Origin of the sequence: Paracoccus sp. S3-43, from assembly GCF_029027965.1 — a bacterium.
Lineage (GTDB): Bacteria > Pseudomonadota > Alphaproteobacteria > Rhodobacterales > Rhodobacteraceae > Paracoccus.
This window is the reverse complement of sequence record NZ_CP119082.1, coordinates 663,467-681,717: the sequence shown is the minus strand read 5'-3', so window position 1 is coordinate 681,717 and position 18,251 is coordinate 663,467. Positions and strand designations below refer to the sequence as shown.

The following is an 18,251-nucleotide window of genomic DNA, read 5'->3' as shown; positions in this document are numbered from 1 at the left end:
GAATTTGCGGTCCTCCTTGGCGATTGAAGTCCTTCGGACCAATGGGAAAGTTGCCCTAGCTGATGCCTTTGCTAGGCCATCTCATACAGCTTTGGGTTCGTCTTTAGAGCGTCCACGAATAAAATCTGGCTATATAGGTCATGTTGACAAATGGCGGAGCCAGATGCGGATCGAGGTGATGTCGATGAAGCCCAGGAAGCTCTCTGCGGTTTTGTCGTAGCGGGTGGCGACGCGGCGGGCATTCTTGAGCTTGTTGAAGCAGCGCTCGACGAGGTTGCGCAGCCGGTAAAGGGTTCGGTCCACGGCCACGCGCAGCTTGCGGGACTTTCGCATCGGGATCACCGGCACGACGTTGCGCGCCTCCATGGTTTCTCGAACCCTGTCAGAGTCATAGCCGCGATCCGCCAGCAGGACGGAGGGCTCTGGCAGGTTGTCGTCCATGATGAGGTCAAAGCCCAGATAGTCCGATGTCTGGCCCGGCGTGATGTCCGACCTCATGGGCAGGCCTGCGCCATTGACGCGGAGGTGGATCTTTGTCGTGAAGCCACCTCGCGAACGGCCAAAACCCTGTCGCGGAGTCCCCCTTTAGCGCCCGCTGCCTGATGATGGGCGCGGACCACGGTGCTGTCGATCATCTGCAAGGCCGCTGGAACCACCCCGCTCTCGTTCAGGGCCTCCAGTATCCCTTCCCACAGCCCGGCCAGGGTCCAGCGCCGGAACTGGCGGTAGACCGACGACCACTTGCCGAACTCTTCCGGCAGGTCACGCCACGGCGAACCTGTGCGGGCTATCCAGAAAATCCCATCCAGAACAAGACGATGGTTCATGGGTTTGCGCCCGTTCGGTGCGCGGACGGCCAGAATGAAGCGTTCGTGAAACGCCCATTCCTCGTCAGACATCAGGTCTCGTGCCAAGCTGGTCTCCATCGCAGATACCAGCTTGAATCACGTTCAGCACGTCCTGTGAATCCCTTTTGTCAACACGGCCTAGCTTGAAGGTTAGCCTGGAACGATCGCGGCAATTTACGCAGGTGCGGCGATTCATTTCGCCTGCTAGGAAAGCAACAATGTGCCAGGCGCGGTGATCTGCATGAGCGACAACCAGCGCCTGAGCCTTGACCCACTGTTTGGGCACCGCGCGGCCGCTTAGCCAGTGCGCGCCACGTTGCCCCGCATTGCTCGCCCCGTGGTGTTGCGATAGCGGGCTAATCAAGCTTCAATAACAACGTCTCGAAACGAACGATGTAAAGTCCGCCGACTCGGCCGAGTCGGCGGGCCTTTTACTTGCCAACGGGCTTCTAGCGAAAAATTCCTATGGAATTTTTATGAGCGAGGCCCAAAATACTATTAGATTCCTATTTTTTGAGGCCCCGTCCTCTCTCGAACCTATATGCGGTTCGCGTCCATATTTCCGCCAAATTCCTCCTCCGGCACCCGTGCGTACGCAAGGGCGCGCTGGAAGAATTCAACCTGTGGCCCGTCAGGACAATCCATCCCGGGCGGCCATTTGTACCAACAGCGGCGCCGGAGGCGAAAGCAATGGATGTTCTTGTACTAGCGATAGGGTTCGGATTTTTCGCGTTGATGTTTGGCTACATCAAGCTTTGCGAAAATCTCTGACCCAGGAGGCGGCAACATGATCTTGGAATATTTCCTTGGGGCGGCAGTCGCGGTGTTTATCACCGGCTATCTGCTCTATGCTCTCGCTCGTCCCGAGCGGTTCTGATCAAGGCAACAGCTCGGAAAGAAACCACCGATGACAATAAATGGATGGATACAGATCCTGGTGTTTCTCGGGATCGTCATCGCGCTGGTGAAGCCGCTCGGCGGCTACATCACGCGCGTCATGAACGGAGAACGGACCCTTCTTTCGCCGGTTCTCGGGCCGGTGGAGCGCGGCCTGTACGGCATGGCCGGGACCAGCGAGAAGGAGGAGCAGCACTGGACGACCTATCTCGGCGCCATGCTGCTGTTCAATCTGGCCGGCTTCGCGCTGCTCTATCTCATGCAGCGCATCCAGGGCGGGTTGCCGTTCAACCCCGCCGGAATGGGGGCGGTGAGCGCGGATTCGTCGTTCAACACGGCGGTCAGCTTCATGACCAACACCAACTGGCAGGGCTATGGCGGCGAGACCACCATGAGCTACCTGACACAGATGGCCGGCATCACGGTGCAGAACTTCGTTTCGGCCGCGGTCGGCGTGGCGGGTGCGATGGCGATCATTCGCGGCTTTTCGCGCGCTTCGGCTAAGACCGTCGGCAACTTCTGGGTCGATCTGACACGGGCGACGCTCTACATCCTGTTGCCGATCTGCATCGTCGGCAGCCTCGTGCTGGTGTGGCAGGGCGTTCCGCAGAACCTGAACCCCTACACCGTCGCCACGACCGTCGAAGGCGCGCAGCAGACGATCGCGCAGGGCCCTGTCGCTTCGCAGATGATCATCAAGCATCTGGGCACGAATGGCGGCGGCTTCTTCAACGCCAACTCCGCCCATCCGTTCGAGAACCCGACGGCGCTGACCAATCTGATCCACATTCTGGCGATCTACTCGATTTCCTTCGCGATGCTGAACGTGTTCGGCCGGATGATCGGCAACCCGAAACAGGGCTGGGCGCTGCTGGGCGCGGTCCTCACCATCGTCGTGGCCGGCATCGGCGTCATCTACTGGGCGGAATCCGCCGGCAACCCCATCCTGCATGCGCTCGGCCTCGAGGGCGGCAACATGGAAGGCAAGGAGACGCGCTTCGGTATCGCGCTGTCCTCGCTCTTCGCCGTGGTAACGACCTCGGCCTCGACGGGTGCGGTGAACACGATGCATGACAGCCTGATGCCGCTGGGCGGCCTGGTGCCTCTGTTCAACATGCAGATCCCGCCGCTCGGTGGTATCGGCGCCGGTGTGTACGGCACCTTGATCTTCGCGATCCTGGCCGTCTTCATCGCCGGCCTGATGGTCGGTCGGACGCCGGAATACATCGGCAAGAAGATCGAGGCCAAGGAAGTGAAGATGAGCATCCTCGCGATGCTTGGGCCGTCGCTTGCCATTCTGGGCCTGACCGCGATCGCCGTCGTTCTTCCGGTCGGCCTGTCCAGCATTCAGGACGCCGGCCCGCATGGACTGAGCGAGGTGCTCTACGCCTTCACGTCCGGCGCCAACAACAACGGCAGCGCCTTTGCCGGGCTGAGCGCGAACACGCCCTTCTACAACATCACCATCGGTCTCGCGATGCTGATGGGGCGCTTCCTGCTCATCGTGCCGGTGCTGGCGATCGCGGGGTCGCTCGCGGCCAAGAAGAGCGTGCCGGCATCGACGGGCACGCTGCCCACGACGGGTCCGCTGTTCATCGGCCTTGTCGTCGGCGTCACGCTGATCGTCGGCGGGCTGACCTTCTTCCCGGTTCTGGCGCTGGGTCCGATCGTCGAGCACTTCGCCATGCTGGCGGGTCAGACCTTCTGAGGGACCCGATGACGGCCGGATGGCTGAGATCGATCCGATGTGTCGTGAGCCCTCGCTCCTGGTTCCGGGAGCGAGGGCCGGCGAGGCCGCCGACGGCATCGGCCATCATCCTCGGCATGACACTGGCGTTGGGGGGCGTGGTGCTCCTCGCCCGACTTATCACTGAACTGCTCGCGGCGGCGTGACCGAGCGGTCGGCCCTCGAGAACAAACTCGCTGGAGTTTCTCATGAACCAGTCCAAATCCGCGAGCATACTGGACGCTCGCATCCTCGTGCCGGCCATCGGCGACGCTTTCCGGAAGCTCAATCCGAAGAGCCTCGCCAAGAACCCGGTCATGTTCGTCGTTGCGGTCGTATCGGTCCTGACGACGGTGCTGTTGCTGAAGGACATCGTGACCGGGGCCGAAAATGTCGGCTTCTCGCTGCAGATCGTGCTGTGGCTGTGGTTCACGGTGCTCTTCGCCAACTTCGCCGAAGCCGTGGCCGAAGGGCGCGGCAAGGCGCAGGCCGAATCGCTCCGGCGCACGCGCAGCGAGACGCAGGCCAAGCTGCTTCCCAACGGCGGCTCCGACTACAAGATGGTGCCTGGCGCCACGCTGAAGGTCGGTGACGTCGTGCTGGTCGAGCCCGGCGACATCATCCCTTCCGACGGCGAGGTCATCGAGGGCGTCGCCTCGGTGAACGAAGCCGCCATCACCGGCGAATCGGCCCCTGTTATCCGCGAGTCGGGCGGCGACCGCTCGGCGGTCACCGGCGGCACGCAGGTGCTTTCCGACTGGATCAAGGTCCGGATCACGGCGGCAGCCGGCTCCACCTTCATCGACAAGATGATCGCGCTCGTCGAGGGCGCCGAGCGCCAGAAGACACCGAACGAAATCGCGCTCAACATCCTGCTCGCGGGCATGACGCTGATCTTCGTGCTCGCCGTCGTCACCATTCCGAGCTTCGCGGCCTATTCCGGCGGCGTGGTCCCGGTGATCGTGCTGGTCGCCCTGTTCGTCACCCTCATCCCCACGACCATCGGTGCGCTCCTGTCGGCCATCGGCATCGCTGGCATGGATCGGCTGGTGCGCTTCAATGTCTTGGCCATGTCCGGCCGGGCCGTGGAAGCCGCCGGCGATGTCGACACGCTGCTGCTCGACAAGACCGGCACCATCACGCTCGGCAACCGCCAGGCCAGCGAGTTCCGGCCGATCCGGGGCGTCACCGAGAAGGAACTGGCCGATGCGGCGCAGCTTGCCTCGCTGGCTGACGAGACGCCGGAAGGCCGCTCGATCGTGGTGCTCGCCAAGGAAAAATACGGCATTCGCGCCCGCGACATGGCCAGCCTGAACGCCACCTTCGTGCCGTTCACGGCCCAGACCCGCATGAGTGGCGTCGACTTGGACGGCTCGACCATCCGCAAGGGTGCGGTCGACGCAGTCCTGAAGCATATCGAGCATGCCACGGTTGCAACCGGCAGCCCGCGTGCTTCCGCTGAAAGCATCCGCGAACTGAAGGGCATCGCCGACGAGATCGCCAAGGCAGGCGGCACGCCGCTCGCCGTGGTGAAGGATGGCCGCCTGCTCGGCGTCATCTACCTCAAGGACATCGTCAAGGGCGGCATCAAGGAACGGTTCGCCGAGCTGCGCCGCATGGGCATCCGCACGGTGATGATCACCGGCGACAACCCGATGACCGCGGCGGCCATCGCCGCCGAAGCCGGCGTCGACGACTTTCTGGCCCAGGCGACGCCGGAGAACAAGCTGGCGCTGATCCGCGAGGAACAGGCCAAGGGCAAGCTCGTCGCCATGTGCGGCGACGGCACCAACGACGCGCCGGCACTTGCCCAAGCGGATGTGGGTGTGGCCATGAACACCGGTACGGTCGCGGCCCGCGAGGCCGGCAACATGGTGGACCTCGACAGCGATCCGACCAAGCTCATCGAGATCGTGGAAATCGGCAAGCAGTTGCTGATGACCCGCGGCGCGTTGACGACGTTCTCGATCGCCAATGACATTGCCAAGTATTTCGCGATCATCCCGGCGATGTTCCTCGTCTTCTATCCGCAGCTCGGGGCGCTCAACATCATGGGCCTCGCCTCGCCGCAGAGCGCGATCCTGTCGGCGATCATCTTCAACGCTCTCATCATCGTCGCGCTGATCCCGTTGTCGCTGAAGGGCGTGAAGTACCGTGCGATCGGGGCGGGTTCGCTGTTGTCGCGAAACCTGCTGATCTATGGGCTCGGCGGCATCCTCGTCCCCTTCGCCGGGATCAAGCTCATCGACATGGCGATCACCGCTGCCGGTCTCGCGTGAGGCGAGAACGGCCATCAGGAAATCATTCCGCGTCCTTGCTGTCGTTCAGCGGCGGATCATTCGGGGCAAACACGATGCTCAAGCAAATCCGACCTGCGATCTTCATGATCGTAGCCTTCACCATCATCACCGGGCTGCTCTATCCGATCGGTATCACCGGGATCGCGCAAGCGATCCTTCCCTTCCAGGCCAATGGCAGCCTGATCGAGCGCAACGGCACGGTCATCGGCTCCGAGCTGATCGGCCAGCGATTTGTCGGCGAGCGCTACTTCCATCCGCGCCCGTCAGCGGCCGGCTCGGACGGCTATGACGCCGGGGCATCCAGCGGCTCGAACTACGGCCCCACCAGCCAGGCGCTTCGCGATCGCGTCGCCGCCGATACCCAGGCCCAGCGCGCGGCGAACGGTGATCAGGCGGTTCCGATGAACCTCGTGACGGCCTCGGGCAGCGGACTTGATCCGCACATCACGCCCGAAGCCGCCTACTTCCAGTTGGGTCGTGTCGCCAAAGCGCGCGGTGTCGACGAGGCTGTGGTGCGCGCTTTGGTCGATGAGCATGTCGAGCCGCGCATGCTCGGCTTCCTGGGAGAACCCGTGGTCAATGTTCTCAAGCTGAACCTGGCGCTCGACAGCGCCAATAGAGGCTGAATGAAGTTGTCAGGACGGCTATAATCGCCGTCCTGACCGTTGATCCGGAGCCATTAAGTGTCTGACGACCCAATACGAGAGCAGAGCCGACCATCGCCTGACGCATTGCTGGAAAGTGCGCAGCGGGAGACGCGCGGCCACCTCAAGATCTTTCTTGGGGCGGCGCCGGGTGTGGGCAAGACCTATGAGATGCTCATGTCGGGTCGGGCTCAGCGGGCCGATGGTGTCGACGTGGTCATCGGGGTGGTCGAGACTCACGGTCGGGCTGAGACCGAGGCTCTGGTTGAAGGGTTCGAGATCGTTCCGCGTCGCACCGTGCCCTATCGAGGGCATGTGCTCGATGAGATGGATATCGACGCGATTCTGGCGCGCAAACCGGCGCTGGTCCTGGTGGACGAGCTCGCTCACACCAATGCGCCGGGCAGCCGCCATCCCAAGCGCTATCTCGATGTCGAGGAACTGCTTGCCAACGGCATAGACGTCTACACCACCCTCAATATCCAGCATGTCGAGAGCCTCAACGACGTGGTGGCGCAGATCACGCGGATCCGGGTGCGCGAGACCGTTCCGGACTCGATCATCGACCGCGCCGACGACATAGAGATCATCGACATTACGCCGGGCGACCTGATCAAGCGCCTGAACGAGGGCAAGGTCTATCTGCCGAGGACGGCCAAGCGCGCGACACAGAACTATTTCTCGCCCAGCAACCTGACGGCGCTGCGGGAACTTGCGCTGCGGCGGACAGCGCAGCGTGTTGACGACCAGCTCGTGACGCACATGCAGGCGCATGCGATCACCGGCCCCTGGTCGGCCGGCGAACGGGTTCTCGTCTGCATCAACGAACGTCCCGGCGCGATGGCGCTCGTGCGCTATGGCCGCCGCCAGGCGGACCGGCTTCGCGCGCCATGGGCTGCGGTCCATGTGGAGACGAGCAAGGACGCCCGGCTCTCCGAGCAGCACAAGGACAAGATCGCGAGCGCATTGCGGCTTGCCGAGCAACTCGGGGCCGAAGCGGTCACCTTGCCCGGCGAGAATGTTGCGCAGGAGATTCTGGCCTACGCCTCCACGAACAACTACAGCCACGTCATCGTCGGCATGCCGACCTCGCCCCGGTGGCGGGAGATCTTCGCAGGCTCCGTTTCTCATGATCTGATCCGCGCCAAGGCGGACGTGAGCGTGCACGTCATCTCGCCGGGCAAGAGTGAGGCAACGCCGCCTTCGCCGACACTGAGCGCGCGGCCGAAGCGACGGCTCGACGTCGGCCACTATGTCTGGAGTTCCCTCTACGTCGCCGTGGCGTTGGGCATCGGGACAGCGCTCGCACGGTTTCTCGATGTGCGGAACATCGCCCTCGTCTTTCTGATGGCCGTGCTGGCCTCGGCGATGGGCGGCGGCCTTTGGCCGGCGCTGTTCGCCTCCGTGGTGAGCGCGTTCGTCTTCAACTTCTTCTTCCTCGAGCCCCGCTACACGCTCGATATCGGCGACCCGGAAAGCGTCGTGGCGTTCGCGTTCTTTCTCGGCGTCGCGGTGATTGCCAGCAATCTCGCCGGCCGGGTCCAGCGGCAAGCCGTGACTGCGCGCCAGCGGGCGCGAATGACCGAGGGCCTGTATCTCTTCAGCAAGAAGCTTGCCGGCGCCGGTACGCTGGACGACGTTCTCTGGGCGACGGTCTATCAGATCGCCTCGATGCTGCAGGTCAGGGTCGTCGCCCTGTTGCCGGAGAATGGCCACATCGCGGTCCAGGCGGGCTTTCCGCCCGATGATACGCTTGACGATGCCGACATTGCGGCGGCCCAGTGGGCCTGGGAGCATGACAAGCCTGCCGGGCGTGGCGCGGACACGCTGCCGGGGGCGAAGCGCCTCTACCTTCCCCTGAAGACCGGGAGGACACGGGTCGGCGTGATCGGGCTCGACAACGACAAGCAAGGGCCGGTCCTGACACCCGCGGAGCAACGGCTCTTCGACTCGCTGGCGGATCAGGCAGCTCTGGCGATCGAGCGGATCCAGCTGGTCGCCGATGTCGACAACGCCCGTCTGGCGGCCGAAGCGGACAAGCTGCGCTCTGCGCTCCTGACGTCGCTGTCGCATGATCTCAAGACGCCCATGGCATCGATACTGGGGGCTGCTGGAACGCTGAGGGACTATTCGACGTCCCTGTCCGAGTCCGGCCGGGTCGAACTGCTGACGACGATCGTCGAAGAGGCCGAGCGGCTGAACCGCTTCATCGCCAACCTTCTGGACATGACGCGGCTGGAATCCGGCGCCGCGGCCGTATCGCTGACGCCGCTCTTCATTGGCGATAGTGTCGGAAGCGCCCTGCGGCGGGCCGAGAAGATACTGGCTCTCCACAAGCTGAACCTTGCGGTGCCGTCCGATCTGCCGATGGTCCGGCTCGATCCGGTCCTGTTCGAGCAGGTGCTGTTCAATCTGCTCGACAACGCGCGCAAGTACGCCCCGGCGGGCTCGCTGATCTCGATCCGGGCATGGGCGGAAGAGGGCCACGTCGTGCTGCAGATCGTCGACGAGGGGCCAGGCATCCCCTCTGATGACCTGACGAGAGTTTTCGACAGCTTCTATCGCGTCCGGAAGAAGGACCATGTCCCAGCCGGGACGGGGCTCGGTCTGTCCATCTGCAAGGGATTTGTCGAGGCGATGGGCGGGACGATTTCCGCAACCAACCGGACTGACAGGCCCGGCGCCATCTTCACGCTGCGGTTCCCGATCGGACCGGAACCCTCGACCTTGGAAGGCAGGATATGAATACGTCCGTCGTCAAGATCCTCGTCGTCGATGACGAGCCGCCGATCAGGAAGCTCCTGCGCGTCGGGCTGACGGCCGAGGGCTACGCCATGGTCGAGGCCGCAAGCGGCGAGGAAGCCAACGCGCTTCTCGCCGAGGAGAAGCCCGATCTCATTCTGCTCGATCTCGGGCTGCCGGACATCTCCGGCCATGACCTGCTTGAAAGATGGCGCGCCGAACTCGTCGAGGTGCCGATCGTCATCCTGTCGAGCCGGACCGACGAAACGGGCATCGTCAAGGCGCTGGAACTGGGCGCGGACGACTATCTCACCAAACCATTCGGGATGCGCGAGCTGGCGGCGCGCATTCGGGTGGCGCTCAGGCACAGGCTTCAGCAACAGGGCGAACGCCCGATATTCCAGGTCGGCGATCTCTCGGTCGACCTGGTGAAGCGGATCGTCAAGATCGCAGACAAGGAGGTGAAGCTATCGCCCAAGGAATACGACATTCTGCGCGTCCTCGTGCAGCACGCGGGCAAGGTCATCACGCACCAGCACATCCTGAAGCATGTGTGGGGCGGGGCTACCGATGTCCAGTATCTGCGGGTTTATGTCCGCCAGTTGCGGCAGAAGATCGAAGACACGCCCGATCAGCCGCAATATATCCTGACTGAAACAGGTGTCGGTTACCGCCTCCGCGAGCCGGAGCAGTGACTGCGCGCGCTCGTCTACTGGCGGGCGACTTAACGTGAGTATCCCTATGAACTTGTCATCTGCTATCGCACCAGAGGACGTGATCCTTGATCTATCCATCCCGACAAAAGCTGACCTGATCAGGAAGCTGGCTGCGCATGCGGCCGCTCGCACAGGCCTGACCGAGGACTCGATACACACAGCTCTGCTTGGCCGGGAGCGGCTTGGGTCGACCGGCATCGGACATGGCGTCGCCATGCCTCATGCGCCAGTTCCGGGGCTCGAGACATCCTTTGCGGCGCTGATGGTGCTGAAGAAGCCGATCGATTTCGAGGCAGTGGACGACCTTCCGGTCGACGTTGTCTTTTTGCTTCTGTCGTCCCCCGAAAGCAGTAACGAGTATCTGAAGATACTCGCGGCAGTTGCCCGTAGGATGCGCGATGAGCAGGTCATGAAAATGCTGCGCGGCGCCAAGTCGGAGCATGCCGCTTATTCCATACTAGTTGAGCAGCCGGGATGACGGGCCTCGTACGAGCGGCTGCAGAAGTCGTGGAGGCTAGATGCATTGCTGGGATGGGATTGGCCGGGCTGACCATCCCAGCATCACGCCAATTCTGTAATTGCCAGAACGTATTGATCTGGAGGCAATTATCACTTCCTCCGGCGATTGATTGAGGCGAGCGGATGGATGAGGAGAATTTGCACTGTGAGGACCCAACCTCTCCTCCAGGGCCCACGAAGATCCCTTTTGATCTGAGTTCGCTCCAGTTTTGTCGTAGCGGCGGCTGAGCATCGCAGTTTTCGACGTGCTGCAGATGCCCTCGGTCAGTATCCGGCGACCGTGAGCCGAGCCTGATCGCGAGAAGGATGAAGGGATGCTCCAGGCCTTCCGCGTCGGCGCGATCGAGATACTCGAAAAGCTTGCGCATTTCCGCATCGGTGATGAGGCGGGTCTTGCCGCGTTCGGGATATTTCGGGACATGGCGGCAAGGGTTGGAGCCGTCGGGGCGAAGCCCCCAAACCTCGGCGACGTTGAACATCTTCCGGCACATCGCGAGCATCCGGTTCGCGCTGACGGGTGATTTCGCCATCTTCTTCATGAGATCGGCGATGTCGGCGCGCGTCACCTCAGGCACCTTCAGATGGCCGAGCTTCGGAATGAGATGGCGCTTGGCCCGGTCCCGATTCGACTTGACGGTCGATCCGGGCATTCGGAAAATAAGCTAACGGCCCTCGGGCCATGGTGGGGTCGCCTGGGGCAACTTGGTGCCGGTGAAGGGACTCGAACCCCCGACCCCATCATTACGAATGACGTGCTCTACCAGCTGAGCTACACCGGCATCTGGTGGGGGGCCGGATAACAGGTTCCCCGGCGGGGGAAAAGGGGGCGCAGGATTTTTTCTGCGCCCCCTTTTCCGTCAGGGCCGGGTCTTGCCCTCGGTCCAGTCGGCATCCTCGGGCGGCAGGACATCGGGCCGGATCAGCGTCGGTTCGGGATCCGCCGCGGGCATGGGGCGGTCCGACGGCTGCGGCGCCGCGCGAACCTGGACCGGAACCGTGGCCGGGACGGGATCGGGGGTGGTGATGGTGCTGGCGGGTTCGACGGTGACGTAATCGGTCTCGCGCGGGACCATGCCGGGGGCGACATCGGCGATCTCGACCGCGCGCGCCTTGGGGGCGGGCCTAGCGGCCGGGTCCGGCAGCGGGCTGGAGGCGGGCGGCGCGTCCTCGACCTTGGGGGCGACGACGGGCGGCTGGGGCTTCGGCGCGCCGACCAGCAGGGGCAGCATCTCGGCGCCGGGGGCGGCCATGGCGGCGGTGGCGCGCGTCTCGGGTTCGCGCCAGGTCAGGGTGTCGAAACCGCCGCAACTATCGCAGACCGGCGCCCAGTTGCCCATCACGTTGTGGCACTTGTCGCAAACCCATTGCGGGCCGCGCGATGCCGTCAGCGCGCGTGTCAGATAACCGCGCACCACGCTGTCGTCGGCACCCTCGCCCCGTTCCACCGCCGCCATGATCGACAGGGTGCGCACGGTCGGATGCTTTTCGGCCAGATCGCCAAGCGCGCGGCGGGCGCCGGGGAAATCCTCGGCCGCCAGCAGCAGTTCGGCGCGCAGCAGGCGCGATTCCTCGTCATTGGGGTTCTTCGAGATCAGGCGGTCGAAGCGCGTCAGGCGGGCGGCGGGCGATTCGTCCGGGACGATCTCGGCATAGGCGGCGGCGATGTCAGGATGGGGCCGCACCGACCAGGTTTTCTCCAGCACGCGCGAGGCGTTGCGGAAATCCTTTTGCGCGACATAGCTGCGCGCGGCCAGCACCGCCGCCGGGATCAGATCCGGGGACGCCTTGTTGGCGGAAATCGCGGCCTCGCGGGCGCTGATGGAATTGCCATGGGCCAGCACCTCGGCCGCTTCCTGCAAGGCCAGCACCGCGTCGCGGCGGATATGCACGTCCTGGGGCAGGTCGCCCTGGCGGCGCTTGTCCTTGAGCAGCTGGCGCGCGCCTTTCCAGTCATGCTCTCGCATCTCCAGCTCCAGCAGCGTGTCCTGCAGATCGCGGTGCCGGGGCTTCAGGGCATAGGCCTTTTGCGCCAGCAGCAATGCGGTCGCGGTGTCGCCCTCGTCGATCTTCTGGCGCATCAGGCCGCGGATGCCGACAAAGCGGGTGCGGTCGTCTTCGAGCAGCTTGCGATAGATCTGGCCCGCGCGGGCCTTGTCGCCAGCAACCTCGGCCGCCTGGGCGGACAGCAGGTTGGTGAGATGCGGCATGTGCAGGTATTTCTCGGCGCGGGTGGCCTTGTCCTGCGCCAGCTTGCCTTCGCCGGAGGCGACGGCCAGCATCCCTTCGCCCAGGGCCTCATAGCCCTTGCGTTCGCGGGACCGGGCGAAATAGCGGTCGATGGCGGTTTCGTCCCCCGCGATGAAGCGGATGAAGGCCAGGGCCAGGCCCAGGGCCTTGAAGACCAGCCAGGCCAGCACCATCAGGGCCAGCAGCGCCACGACCGCCTTGACCGGGGTCAGCGCGTATTCGGTGCCCGCATATTCCACGCGCAGCATCTGGCCGGTTTCCGACAGATGCACCGCGCCAAGCGCGACCACCAGGACGACCGCGAAGAAGAACAGGATTTTCAAAAGGGACAGCAACATGCCCGGACCTCAGTTTGCAGGGGCCGACAGGTCGGACAAGGCCGCCTGCGCATCGCGATAGGCGGTGGCGCCCGCCAGCCATTCCGCCATGGCGGGGGCGGCGCGGGCGTCGTCGGGCAGCGCGCCGATCTCGGTCACGGCATCGGCGATGCGCCCCTCTTGGACGGCGGCGTCGGCGCGCGACAGGACCGCATCGGGATCCGTCCCTTCGCGCGGGACGATGGACCGGGCGCCGGTCTGGGCGCGGATGAAGTTCCCGAACAGGCTGCCGTTGCCGGTGGCGCTGTCCTGACGCAGCGATGTGCGCAGGGCGGCCCGCGCGGCTTCGGGGAAACCGGCTTGCAGGCTGTCCAGGCTGGGAACCTCGCGCGTCAGCGCCTCGGGCGCCTGAAGCCCCGCGCCTTCCAGGGTCTGGCGCGCCTCGTCCGGGGCGATGCCGCGATCCAGGGCGGATTGCAACGCGGCGATCGCGGCCACGGCCTCGGCCCGGCGGGTGCTTTCGGCGGCGGCCTGCTGCAACTGCTGCGCCTCGGCCTGGGCGGCGTTGATCTGCGCCTGCGCGGCCTGGGCGGCGGTCTGCAACTGCTGTTCCAGCGTATCGGCCTGCTCGGCCAGGGTCTGGACGCGGGCGGCCAGGTCGGGGTCGATCTGCGGGCGGGCGCTCAGGTCGCGGATCTGGGCGCCCTGATCCTCGATCTGCTGGCGCAGCGCCGCCAGATCCTCGACCGAGGGTCCGGCGGGCGCATCGGGGGCCGCAACCGGGGGCGCGGCCGCAAGTTCGGCGCGCAGGGCGTCGATCCGTTCGGCGGTCGCGGCCTCGGCCGCGCTGACGGCCTCGCTGCGAATCGCGGCGATATCGACATCGGGCGCGGGGGCGGCTGCGGCGGGCGGTTCGGGCAGCCAGGCGGCGGGCAGATGCGGCAGCGCCCAGATCGTCGCCGCCGATCCCAGCCCGGCGGCGACCACGCCGCCCAGGACGACCGGCCAGAAGCCGGTCTTCTGCACCGTGACCTTCTGCGCGGGGGCCGGGGCCGCAGTCTCGCGCATCGGCGCGGGCGGCACGTCCTTCGGCGGGGCCTCTTTCGGCGCGTCCTTCGCCACGGCCGCGGCCTTGTCCTGGGCAGGCTGGTCGGCGGGCTTGGCGGCGGACTTGCGCGCGGCCGCAGGGTTCTGCCCGGTCTTGTCGCCCAGAAGGGTGGATTCGATCGGCTTGATCTCTCCGCCCGCCGGGGCAGCCGATGCGCCGTCGCCCGCGCCGATCCCGGACTGGGCGATCACGCCGGGTTCGGCGGCGTCCTTTTTCAGCATCAGGGGCGTCTTGTCCTGCGGGGTTTCGGAATGGCTGTCACTTTCGGTCTTGTCTGGCTTTTTCACGTCATGTCCCCGTCTCGCGGCGGCAGCATGGCCGCGCCTGGCCGCAGCCTAATAAGACGAGGGCCGCTTCTCAACCCGCCCTAAGCATCATTGTTCCGCCAAAGCCAGGGCGCGGATGGCCGCGGCCATCGCCTCCGCCTCGGGCCGTTCGGCCACCGCATGACCGGCGGCGGGGCCGTGCCAGGCGGCCCAGGCGGCGTCGCTGATCGCCGCCACCCACAGCGGCGCCCGCGCGCTCCGCGCCGCATCCGCGACCAGCCGGGCGCTGCGGGGCGAGAACAGCGGCAGCACCACCGGGCCGTCCCCCCACAGCAGCGCCCACGCCTCGGCCGTCAGGGGCATCGCCTGCTGGTCATAGACGACCATCCCCGGCACCGGCAGCCGCTTGGCCAGATGGCGGCCATGGGGGTGGATCAGCGGCACCCCGGCGGCCTGGATCAGCGGCAGCAGCCCTTCGGCGAAACCGTTGCCCGCGCGCACGTCGAACCCCGCCGCCTGCGCGACCCGCGCCGTATGCCCGCCCACGCACAGCGCCAGCCGCCCGCGCCCCGGCCCCGCCGCAGCCACCGCATGGGCCGAGGTGAAGACCAGCCCCGGCGCATCCCGCAGCGCCGCGCCGTCGTGATCCACCGCCACGATCCGCAGGATCGGAGAGATCACCGCCGGCCATTCCGGCAGCATCGCCGCGAAGCGCCGCGAATCCGCCTCGGGACGGGTCAGCAGCAGGACCGGCCGCTTGGCGCTGGACATTGGCATCCCCCCTGACCGATGCTAGGGCCATAGGCCTAAGCGCCATTCCCCCGCCCGGCAAGAGCATGGACGACACCCGGATTTTCCTTGGCATCGAAAGCAGTTGCGACGACACCGCTGCGGCCCTGGTGACCGGGGACCGGCGGATCCTGTCCTCGGTCGTCAGCAGCCAGACCCCGCTGCACGCCGATTTCGGCGGCGTCGTGCCGGAAATCGCCGCCCGCGCCCATGCCGAGCGGCTGGATCTGGTGGTGGAACAGGCGCTGGCGCAGGCGGGCATCGGCCTCGACAGGGTGACGGCGGTCGCGGTCACGGCGGGACCGGGGCTGATCGGCGGGGTGATGGCGGGGGTGATGTGCGCCAAGGGCATCGCTGCGGGCGCGGGCCTGCCGCTGGTCGGCGTGAACCACCTTGCCGGCCACGCGCTGACGCCGCGCCTGACCGACGGGATCGGCTTTCCCTATCTGATGCTGCTGGTGTCCGGCGGGCATTGCCAGTTCCTGCGCGTGGACGGGCCGCAGGATTTCGCCCGCCTGGGCGGCACCATCGACGACGCACCGGGCGAGGCTTTCGACAAGCTGGCCAAGCTGCTGGCCCTGCCCCAACCCGGCGGGCCATCCGTGGAAGCCGAGGCCGCGCATGGCGATTCCGACCGCTTCGCCCTGCCTCGCCCGCTGCTGGACCGGCCGGGCTGCGACATGTCCTTCTCGGGGCTGAAAACCGCCGCGCTGCGGCTGCGCGACCAGTTGATCGCCGATCAGGGCGGCTTGCGCCAGCAGGACCGCGCCGATCTCTGCGCCGCCTTCCAGCAGGCCGTGGCCGAGGTTCTGGCCGAGAAATCCCGCCGCGCCCTGGCGACTCATCCCGTGCCGGTGCTGGCCGTCGCAGGCGGTGTCGCCGCCAACCGCACCATCCGCGCGGCCTTGCAGCAGGTGGCGCAGGACGCGGGCGCGCGGTTTCTCGCCCCGCCGCTGGCGCTGTGCACCGACAACGGCGCAATGATCGCCTGGGCGGGGGCGGAACGCTTTGCCCTGGGCCAGCGCGACGGCATGGATCTTGCCGCCCGCCCCCGCTGGCCGCTGGACCAGGGCGCCGCGCCGATGCTGGGCGGCGGCAAGAAGGGGGCCAAGGCATGAGCGTGGCGATCCTGGGCGCGGGGGCCTTCGGCACGGCTCTGGCGGTGGCCCTGTCGGCCAATGGCCCGGTGACACTCTGGGCGCGCGACATCGGCTGGGGGCGCGACAACCCGCGCCTGCCGGGCGTGACCTTGCCCCACGCCGTCCGCGTCACCGACGATCTGCAAGCGGCGACCCAGGCCGAAACCCTGCTGCTGGCGCTGCCCGCGCAGGCGCTTGGGGGCTTCCTGGCTGATCACGCGGCCCTGCTGGACGGCAGGACACTGGTCAGCACCGCCAAGGGCATCGACCTGTCGCGCCTGACCGGCCCGTCCACCCTGCTGGCGGGGGCCTGCCCGCGGGCGACGGTGGCGGTCCTGACCGGCCCGTCCTTCGCCGCCGACATCGCGCGCGGCCTGCCCACCGCGCTGACCTTGGCCTGCGCCGACCCCGAGGCAGGCCGCGCCCTGCAACACGCGCTGTCCACCCCGGTCCTGCGGCTTTACCGCACGACCGACGTGACCGGCGCCGAACTGGGCGGCGCGCTGAAGAACGTCATCGCCATCGCGGCGGGCGTGGTGATCGGCGCGGGCCTGGGCGACAGCGCCCGCGCCGCCATCGTCACGCGCGGCTTCGCCGAGATGACCCGCCTCGCCGCCCGGCTTGGAGCGCGGCCGGAAACGCTGACCGGGTTGTCCGGCCTGGGCGATCTGACGCTGACCTGCACCTCCGTCCAGTCGCGCAACTTCCGCTATGGCCAGGCGCTTGGCGCGCGCCAGCCCTTCGACGGCACCACGACCGTCGAAGGCGCCGCCACCGCCCGCGCGGTGGCCGCCCTGTCCGCCCGGATCGGCTGCGACATGCCCATCGCCGCGATGGTGGCGGCCCTTGCCGAAGGCCGGGTTTCCGTCGAAAACGCGTCCGAGATGCTGATGACCCGCCCCCTGAAGGAGGAATGATGCCCCTGTTCGCCCTGATCTGCCGCGACAAGCCCGGCGCCCTGGAAACCCGCATGGCCAACCGCGACGCGCATCTGGCCTATGTCCGCGACACCGGCGCGGTGCTGTTCGGCGGCCCGATGCTGACCGACGGCGCAATGCGCGGCTCGCTGCTGGTGCTGGAAGCCGACAGCCTCGACGCGGCGAAGGCCTGGTCGGACCGCGATCCCTACGCCCTTGCCGGGCTGTTCGATTCGGTCGAGATCACCGAATGGAAGAAGGTGATCGGCTGATGGCCTATTGGCTGTTCAAGTCCGAACCGGACGTGTTCGGCTGGGACGATCTTGTTGCAAAGGGCGACAAGGGCGAGGAATGGGACGGGGTGCGCAACTATCAGGCCCGCAACGTCATGCGCGCCATGAAGGCGGGCGAGCTGGGCCTGTTCTACCACTCCAACATCGGCAAAGAGGCCGTGGGCATCGTCCAGGTCATCGCCGAGGCCCATCCCGACAGCACCACCGACGATCCGCGATGGGAATGCGTGGACGTGAAGGCCGTCAAGCCCCTGCCCCGACCCGTTTCGCTGGACCAGGCCAAGCGGGAACCGGCGCTGAAGGACATGGTGCTGGTCAACAACTCGCGCCTGTCCGTGCAGCCCGTAACCGATGCCGAATGGGCGACGATCATGAAACTGGCGGGGCTGTGACGGCCGCCCCTTCACTTTGGGCCAAATATCCCACGGGGGTCCGGGGGTGTGAAACCCCCGGCTTGCCGCTTCATCTCGCCGCGCCGCTGCATTAGCATCCGCGCGGCACAACCACAGGAAACAGCCATGAGCCAGCGTCTGCATCTTGTCTTCGGCGGCGAATTGACCGACCCGCAGGGCACCCAGTTCCGCGACACGGGCAATATCCACATCGTCGGCATCTTCCCCACCTACCAGACCGCCTATGACGCCTGGAAGGCCGAGGCGCAGAGGACCGTGGACAGCGCCCATACCCGCTATTTCATCGCCCACCTGCATCGCCTGCGGGACGAGGAAACCGCCGCCAGCCCGACCGAGGAACTGGAGGTCAGGGGCTGATCGCCCGCGCCGG

17 protein-coding genes and 1 tRNA gene are annotated in these 18,251 nt (G+C 66.2%); 12 read left to right on the top strand and 6 right to left on the bottom strand.

The window, feature by feature from the left end:
* Positions 1-138: 138 nt before the first annotated feature.
* Positions 139-926, bottom strand: a protein-coding gene (locus PXD02_RS03440; protein WP_275103592.1) for an IS5 family transposase whose coding sequence is annotated in 2 segments (ribosomal slippage) — positions 139-587 and positions 587-926 — 789 coding nt in all. Because the reading frame shifts where the segments join, the coding sequence is not laid out codon by codon here.
* A gap of 709 nt (positions 927-1,635) precedes the next feature.
* Here PXD02_RS03440 and kdpF point away from each other — a divergent pair.
* The 7 genes from kdpF to PXD02_RS03405 all read left to right on the top strand — a co-directional run bounded on the left by kdpF (position 1,636) and on the right by PXD02_RS03405 (position 10,351).
* Entirely contained in the window at positions 1,636-1,725 is a 90-nt protein-coding gene (gene kdpF, locus PXD02_RS03435; RefSeq protein ID WP_114076011.1) for a K(+)-transporting ATPase subunit F, read from the top strand.
* A gap of 30 nt (positions 1,726-1,755) precedes the next feature.
* On the top strand, positions 1,756-3,453 hold the full coding sequence (gene kdpA / locus PXD02_RS03430; RefSeq protein ID WP_275105560.1) for a potassium-transporting ATPase subunit KdpA: 1,698 nt from the start codon (positions 1,756-1,758) through the stop codon (positions 3,451-3,453).
* Positions 3,454-3,680: 227 nt separating this feature from the next.
* Positions 3,681-5,750, top strand: coding sequence for a potassium-transporting ATPase subunit KdpB (gene kdpB / locus PXD02_RS03425; protein WP_275105559.1), 2,070 nt, complete (start codon positions 3,681-3,683; stop codon positions 5,748-5,750).
* Positions 5,751-5,824: 74 nt separating this feature from the next.
* Complete coding sequence (kdpC, locus tag PXD02_RS03420) at positions 5,825-6,397, top strand: potassium-transporting ATPase subunit KdpC (protein WP_275105558.1); 573 nt, start codon at positions 5,825-5,827, stop codon at positions 6,395-6,397.
* Between the two features lie 57 nt (positions 6,398-6,454).
* Positions 6,455-9,160 (top strand): sensor histidine kinase, encoded by a 2,706-nt coding sequence (locus PXD02_RS03415; protein WP_275105557.1) that lies wholly within the window; start codon positions 6,455-6,457, stop codon positions 9,158-9,160.
* A complete protein-coding gene (locus PXD02_RS03410) occupies positions 9,157-9,852 on the top strand; it encodes a response regulator transcription factor (RefSeq protein WP_275105556.1) in 696 nt (231 codons plus the stop codon). The genes PXD02_RS03415 and PXD02_RS03410 overlap by 4 nt, the downstream gene beginning before the upstream one ends.
* A 46-nt stretch (positions 9,853-9,898) precedes the next feature.
* Positions 9,899-10,351 (top strand): PTS sugar transporter subunit IIA, encoded by a 453-nt coding sequence (locus PXD02_RS03405; protein ID WP_275105555.1) that lies wholly within the window; start codon positions 9,899-9,901, stop codon positions 10,349-10,351.
* On the opposite strand, the gene PXD02_RS03400 is transcribed toward PXD02_RS03405, so the two are convergent.
* The 5 genes from PXD02_RS03400 to PXD02_RS03380 form a co-directional block, all read right to left on the bottom strand.
* On the bottom strand, positions 10,281-11,042 hold the full coding sequence (locus PXD02_RS03400) for a site-specific integrase (protein WP_275105554.1): 762 nt from the start codon (positions 11,040-11,042) through the stop codon (positions 10,281-10,283). The genes PXD02_RS03405 and PXD02_RS03400 overlap by 71 nt on opposite strands.
* A gap of 53 nt (positions 11,043-11,095) precedes the next feature.
* Positions 11,096-11,171, bottom strand: a tRNA-Thr gene (locus PXD02_RS03395).
* Positions 11,172-11,249: 78 nt separating this feature from the next.
* Complete coding sequence (locus tag PXD02_RS03390; protein WP_275105553.1) at positions 11,250-12,977, bottom strand: heme biosynthesis protein HemY; 1,728 nt, start codon at positions 12,975-12,977, stop codon at positions 11,250-11,252.
* A 9-nt stretch (positions 12,978-12,986) separates the two neighbouring features.
* Entirely contained in the window at positions 12,987-14,351 is a 1,365-nt protein-coding gene (locus PXD02_RS03385) for a COG4223 family protein (RefSeq protein ID WP_275105552.1), read from the bottom strand.
* 87 nt (positions 14,352-14,438) lie between these two features.
* A complete protein-coding gene (locus PXD02_RS03380) occupies positions 14,439-15,101 on the bottom strand; it encodes a uroporphyrinogen-III synthase (RefSeq protein ID WP_275105551.1) in 663 nt (220 codons plus the stop codon).
* Positions 15,102-15,166: 65 nt separating this feature from the next.
* Between PXD02_RS03380 and tsaD the strand changes: the two genes are divergently transcribed.
* The 5 genes from tsaD (at position 15,167) to PXD02_RS03355 (ending at position 18,238) form a co-directional block, all read left to right on the top strand.
* The gene (tsaD, locus tag PXD02_RS03375; RefSeq protein WP_275105550.1) at positions 15,167-16,237 is read left to right on the top strand and encodes a tRNA (adenosine(37)-N6)-threonylcarbamoyltransferase complex transferase subunit TsaD; all 1,071 of its coding nucleotides are present in this window, start codon (positions 15,167-15,169) and stop codon (positions 16,235-16,237) included.
* Positions 16,234-17,175 (top strand): NAD(P)H-dependent glycerol-3-phosphate dehydrogenase, encoded by a 942-nt coding sequence (locus PXD02_RS03370; RefSeq protein WP_275105549.1) that lies wholly within the window; start codon positions 16,234-16,236, stop codon positions 17,173-17,175. The genes tsaD and PXD02_RS03370 overlap by 4 nt, the downstream gene beginning before the upstream one ends.
* The gene (locus tag PXD02_RS03365; RefSeq protein WP_275105548.1) at positions 17,172-17,447 is read left to right on the top strand and encodes a YciI family protein; all 276 of its coding nucleotides are present in this window, start codon (positions 17,172-17,174) and stop codon (positions 17,445-17,447) included. The genes PXD02_RS03370 and PXD02_RS03365 overlap by 4 nt, the downstream gene beginning before the upstream one ends.
* The gene (locus tag PXD02_RS03360; protein WP_275106345.1) at positions 17,447-17,860 is read left to right on the top strand and encodes an EVE domain-containing protein; all 414 of its coding nucleotides are present in this window, start codon (positions 17,447-17,449) and stop codon (positions 17,858-17,860) included. Before PXD02_RS03365 ends, PXD02_RS03360 begins: the two co-directional genes overlap by 1 nt.
* A 126-nt stretch (positions 17,861-17,986) precedes the next feature.
* Positions 17,987-18,238, top strand: a complete 252-nt coding sequence (locus tag PXD02_RS03355; protein WP_275105547.1) for a DUF4170 domain-containing protein — start codon at positions 17,987-17,989, stop codon at positions 18,236-18,238.
* Positions 18,239-18,251: the final 13 nt, after the last annotated feature.